Origin of the sequence: Streptomyces sp. WM6378, assembly GCF_001279695.1 — a bacterium.
Lineage (GTDB): Bacteria > Actinomycetota > Actinomycetes > Streptomycetales > Streptomycetaceae > Streptomyces.
On sequence record NZ_LGDD01000025.1, the window covers coordinates 1 to 5,685 of the forward strand.

The 5,685-nt window shown below is 70.9% G+C and carries 4 protein-coding genes; 2 read left to right on the forward strand and 2 right to left on the reverse strand.

Annotated features, from left to right (window positions below):
- Positions 1-259: 259 nt before the first annotated feature.
- Complete coding sequence (locus ADK54_RS45660; RefSeq protein WP_053724292.1) at positions 260-1,432, reverse strand: alpha/beta fold hydrolase; 1,173 nt, start codon at positions 1,430-1,432, stop codon at positions 260-262.
- A 189-nt stretch (positions 1,433-1,621) separates the two neighbouring features.
- On the opposite strand from ADK54_RS45660, the gene ADK54_RS05010 reads away from it, so the two are divergent.
- Both ADK54_RS05010 and ADK54_RS05015 read left to right on the forward strand, forming a co-directional pair.
- On the forward strand, positions 1,622-2,584 hold the full coding sequence (locus tag ADK54_RS05010) for a helix-turn-helix domain-containing protein (protein WP_053724293.1): 963 nt from the start codon (positions 1,622-1,624) through the stop codon (positions 2,582-2,584).
- 647 nt (positions 2,585-3,231) lie between these two features.
- Positions 3,232-3,903, forward strand: coding sequence for a DUF4232 domain-containing protein (locus ADK54_RS05015; protein WP_053724294.1), 672 nt, complete (start codon positions 3,232-3,234; stop codon positions 3,901-3,903).
- A gap of 103 nt (positions 3,904-4,006) precedes the next feature.
- Here ADK54_RS05015 and ADK54_RS05020 read toward each other — a convergent pair whose 3' ends face one another.
- Positions 4,007-5,245: an IS110 family transposase gene (locus ADK54_RS05020; protein ID WP_053724295.1), complete on the reverse strand. Its 1,239-nt coding sequence runs from the start codon at positions 5,243-5,245 to the stop codon at positions 4,007-4,009.
- Positions 5,246-5,685: the final 440 nt, after the last annotated feature.

Below are 5,685 nucleotides of genomic sequence, written 5' to 3' on the forward strand. Positions count from 1 at the left end.
ACGGGCTGAAGATGCCAGGACTGGCCGGCACCAGTCCGGCTAGGGGCCCGGGGAACGACGCGACCAGCCACGAATGGCCCGCAGCCGAAGGGCAGGCACCTGCGCGCAGCGCATGGCATCCAGGGGCGCGGGGCTGTGTCATTGTGCGGCTCCGCCGCGTGGGCGCGAGCAACCACCCACGGCCCGCGGCCGAAAGCGGGTTTAGGGGCGCGGGGAACTGCGCAAACAGCCCCACCAGCCCGCGGCCGAGCCGCGACGCTCAGGAAGGGCTCACCCCACAACCCCCCGGGCTCAGGATCGTGAACCGCCAGGTTCCGTCATGGGCCCGGGCGGCGACATTCACAGCAGTGCCGGACGCAACGACCCGCTCCCCGCCCGCCCCCACCAGGGACAGCCTCCAGTCCACGACCACCAGCGCCGTACCCTCACCCACCACCACGTGGCGAACGGTGTTGGCGATGCACGGGTCCGCCGCGATCATCCCCTCAACCTCCGCCCGCAGCGCGGCACTTCCCCGGATGACCTCCCCCGCGACCGTACGCATCACCGCCCCCTCCGCATACAGCGCCAGAACCCGCTCGGCGTCCTGAGCATTCAGCGCGTCCTGGAAGGCGGCGGGCAGCAGCGCCGGATCGTCGATGGGCGGCGATGCGACTCCGTGTCGCAGGAAGGCGGGCAAGCACGCGTTCACCTCGACGGGGTGCGTCAGGCTCGGGGTGTGGCCCGCGGCCGGGATCGCCGTCAGGCCCACCGCGCCGGGCAGGCGATCGCGGAGCATCCGCCCCAGCGGCAGCGGCACCGGGCCGTCGGCCTCGCCGTGCACGATCAGGGCCGGCTGCCTGATCTCCCCGAGGCGGGCGGAGATGTCGTCCACGCCCATCAGCACGGCCACCGCATCGGCCAGCCGTTCCCGCGGCTGCGCCCGCCACTCCCGCAGCCACTCCTCATTGACGTCCGGGCTGCCGAGCAGCAGGTCGAGAAGAACCGGAGCCACCGCATCCGGCCCACCCGCGCGGAAAGCCTCGCTGACCCCGCCCATCTGGGCCAGCGCCTCCCCGGGCCAGGCCACCGCCGCGGTGTCGATCAGGACGAGGGACCTGACCCGTTCCGGCGCGCGCAGGGCCGCGCGGAGCGACAGGAAGCCGCCCTGGGAGTGGCCGACCAGGGCCGCCTGCTCGACGCCGAGATGGTCGAGCAGGCTCAGCAGATCGTCGGCGGAATCCCAGTACGTGTACAGGCCCCCGTCGTCCTTGGTACGGCCGTGCAGCCGCGCGTCCCACACCACACACCTGAACTCCCCGCCCAGCACACGGACTTGGGGCTCCCACATCCGGCGATTCATGAGGTTGCCGTGGCTGAAGACGACGACCGGGCCGTCGCCGCCGGTGTCCTCGAAGTACAACTGCTGGCCATTGACTGATGCGTAAGGCATGCGCCTTCTCCTGTCGGGATCGGGAACGGGATCGAGAACAGTTCGTCGAATCGGGAACGGCTCCAAGGTGCCCGGCGGGAGCGGGGCCGGTTTGTCCCTGGGCGCACGCCTGGTTGCCGGTACGCGCACGGGAATCCGCCGACCGGACCCCGCGTTCCCCCTGGGCAGGCGAGGGAAGGGTGAGACGTCGTGACCGTACTTCTGCGGACACAGGACCATGCCGCGGCGCAGCGGCGCGCATTCTGGCAGGACGTGGTGTGCGACAGCTTCGTTCCGGTGCAGGTCAGGCCGCTGCGCGACGATCCGTTCCGCGGCGAGATCAGGGCGGACCGGCTCGGCGCGGTCCAGTTCTCCGAGATCTCGGCCGACCCGAGCCGGGTCGACCGAACACCCCGGCTGATCGCGCGCTCGGACGCGGAGTACCTGCTGGTGGGCCTGGTTCAGCGGGGCAGCGCGGTGGTTCAGCAGGACGGTCGAGAGGCGGCGCTGCGCCCCGGGGACATCGCCTGTTACGACACCTCCCGGCCCTACACCCTCATCTGCGGGGAGGACTTCACGATGCTGGAGTTCATGCTTCCGCACCGCCTCGCCCACCTGGACAGCGGCCGTACCGGCGAGGTGACGGCGACCCTCTTCTCCGCGAGCGAGGGCGTCGGGGCGCTGCTCTCCCCCTTCCTGACCCGCCTCGCCCGGAATTCCGGCGACTACGTGGACAGCGCGGCCGGCCTCTCCCAGACCGTCGGCGACCTGCTGGCCACGATGCTGGCCTCACGGGTCCGCGCACCGGGCGACGACCTGCGGGCCGCCCGCCGCACCACGCTGCTGCGGGTCCGCGCGTACGTCGACCAGAACCTGGCGGACCCCGATCTGTCCCCGGAGCGGATCGCGCGGGCCCACCACGTCTCCCTCCGCCACCTGCAGAAGCTGTTCGCCGAGGAGGGGGCGACGGTTACGGGTTGGATCAGAGGGCGGCGACTGGAGGGGTGCCGACGGGAGTTGGCCGGGCCGTACGGGGCGGATCGCACGGTCGGCGCGATCGCGGCGCGCTGGGGGTTCATGAACTTGGCCCACTTCAGCCGGCTCTTCAAGGCGGCGTACGGGGTGGCGCCCCGCGATTTCCGCGCGGCGCGGGGTGCGGGCGGGCCCGGTTGATCCCCACCCCGCCCCTTCCCGAGACCCGCCGGGGGATGTCGTTCGGCTGCGGCCCGTCGGTAGTCCTGGGGCTCCGCCCCAGACCCCGTTCGCGCCTGAAGGGCACTCGTCCTCAAACTCCCCCAAGGCCTCAAGGGCCAGGGGGGACCCCCATGGCGGGCTGAAGATGCCCGTACCCGGCGCTGCCAGGGACGCGGGGCTGTGACATTGTGCGGCTCCGCCGCGATGGGGGTCCCCCCTGTTCGAGCGGAGCCGAGAACTTGGGGGAGCGACCAGCCACAAACGGCCCGCAGCAAAAGGACAGGCACCTGCGCGCAGCGCATGGCATCCAGGGACGCAGGGCTGTGACATTGTGCGGCTCCACCGCGTGGGCGCGAGCAACCACCCACGGCCCGCGGCCGAAAGCGGGTTGAGGGGCGCGGGGAACTGCGCAAACGGCCCCAACCGGCCCGCAGCCGAAAGCGTGCCAGAGCCTCCAACGGCCCCACCCCCTCACGTCGTGGTCATGTCACCAGTCGGTGACAGCGATGTCGTGGAACGACGACGCCCGTATCCCCGCGGCTCACAGCCCCCTCATAGTGATCGAGCAAGTACCGAGGAGCCGAACCCGCTTCGGCCTCAATCACTGGATAACAAGGGGCTCTTTCATGTCCGGCAACCGTCGCAAGGCCATTCTCGTCTCCGCAGCCATCGTCGGCGGCGCTCTGCTGATGACGGCGTGCCAGGACTCGGACGCGGACTCGGGCTCCGCGCAGGCTCCTTCGACGGCCACGCCAAGCGGCAAGGAAGCCTCCACCTCCGGCTCGTCGGCCACGGGCGGCGGCAGCCAGAGCAGCGGGAAGAGCTCCGGCGGGCAGGGCACGACCGCCGGGTCCGGCTCTAGCGGGAACGGCAAGTCCGGTGGCAACTGCCGCACCGCCGACCTGAAGATCACGGCGCAGGACAGCACCATCACCGGCGACCCCGAAGGCACGGTCGCGGTGACGCTGAAGAACATCGGCGGCCACGACTGTGCGATATCCGGGTTCGCGGGCGTCGACCTGAAGACCAACGCGGGGTCGCTGTCCGCGAAGCGCACCGCCGAGAAGCCCAGCCCCGGCGTCCTCAAGAGCGGGAAGTCGGTGTCCTTCGGCATCACCTACCCGCTCAACAAGTCGGGCGGCTCCGGCATCCGCATCACAGGGCTCCTGGTGACCCCGCCGAACGAGACGAAGACGGTCACCCTCGCCTGGCCGGGCGCCGCCACGCTGCCCGTCACGGACGGCACCGGCTCCCCGGTGAAGGTCGGTCCGATCGGCAGCGCCGGCCAGGGCGACTGACCCGAGACGATGCGCGCCTCGGCTGTGGGCCGTGGGTGGTTGTTTGCGCAGTTCCCCGCGCCCCTAATACGAAAATCCCGCGTCCCTTGTCCGTGGCCGCCGGTCAGGCAGCCTCGACGGGTTGGAGGACCACTTGACAGCCGAGTTGGTTGAGCTGGCTCACCAGCCGCCGGGTCTGTCGGGCCCGCCCGACGCGGTGGAGGAAGTAGTCGCTGCCGAGGTCGGCGTACTCGATGTCGTTGGTGAACATGTGCCAGACGCTGACGAGGATGGAGTGCTCCAGCGCGACCAGGGCGCGCTTCTTGCCGCGGCGGGCGGCCGGGCGTCGGTAGCGGGCCGCGAGGTAGGTGTCCTTGGTCCGCGCGGCGGACACGGCGGCCTGGCCGAGCGCGGCCTTCAGCCACGGGTCGCCGTGCCGGGTCTTGCCGGTCGGCTGCTTGCCGGCGGACTCGTGGTTGCCGGGGCAGGCCCCGGCCCAGGAGGCCAGGTCGCCCGCGGAGGGGAAGCGGGCGATGTCCGCGCCGATCTCCGCGAGGATCACCTCGGCGGCCCGGGTGCTGATCCCGGGGACGGTCAGCAGGAGTTCGACCCGGCGGCGAAAGGGCTCGATCTGCTGGTCGATGTGCTCGCTGAGCCGGGCCTCGGTCGCGGTGCAGGCGTCGATCCGGTCCAGCATGGTGCGGGCGAGGAACGCATGGTGGTCGGCGAAGTGGCCGGTCAGTGCCTCGATGAGGGTGTCGGTCTTGCGGCGCATCGAGCCCTTGGCCATCTCGGCCAGCACCCGCGGGTCTCGCTGACCTGCGATCAGTGCCTCCAGCATGGCCCGGCCGGAAACGCCCAGGATGTTGGACACCACGGTCGACAGCTTGATGCCCGCGTCTTCGAGGAGCTTCTCCAGGCGTTGGGTCTCGCGGGTGCGCTCGCGGATGACCTCGGTGCGATACCGGGTGAGATCGCGCAGCTGCCGGATCGGCTCCGGCGGCACGAACGAGGGGCGGACCAGGCCGTGTTCGACGAGCTGGGCGATCCACTGCGCGTCCTTGACATCGGTCTTGCGGCCCGGCACGCCCTTCATGTGACGGGCGTTGAGCAGCCAGCACTCCAGATCGTGTTCGAGCAGGTAGAAGATCGGCTTCCAGTAGATGCCGGTGGCCTCCATGCCGACCAGGGTGACGCCCTCGGCGAGCAGCCAGTCCCGCATCGCCAGCAGGTCGCGGGTCATGGTGGTGAAGGTCCGGGTCTCGCTGCGGCGCCGTTTGCCGGTGCCGGGCACGCGGATCGTGACCTTCACGTCCGCCTTGCTGATGTCGATTCCCGCACAGCGTTCGTGCAGCACTTCCATTGCCCTGGCACCCCCTCTCGATGTCGGCCGCGAGCACGTGACCGTCCGGCAGGGGTCCAGCAGGCGGAAGAATCTAATACGCGCGCTCGAAGCAGCACTTCCGGGTGCCTGTCACACGCCCCCCACCGTCCTACTGACCCTCGGGCTCGGATCACGCCAAGGCGCGTCGACGTCCGCCGCACGGCCACACACCGATTTTCACCCGCTCAGGGTGGCCCCGTCAGGGGCTCGGACTACTAACCCCGCTTTCGGCCTCGGGCCGTGCGAGCTGGTCGCGCCCACGCGGCGGAGCCGCACAATGACACAGCCCCGCGCCCCTGGATGCCATGCGCTGCGCGCATGTGCCTGCCCTTCGGCTGCGGGCCATTCGTGGCTGGTCGCGTCGTTCCCCGGGCCCCTAGCCGGACTGGTGCCGGCCAGTCCTGGCATCTTCAGCCCGT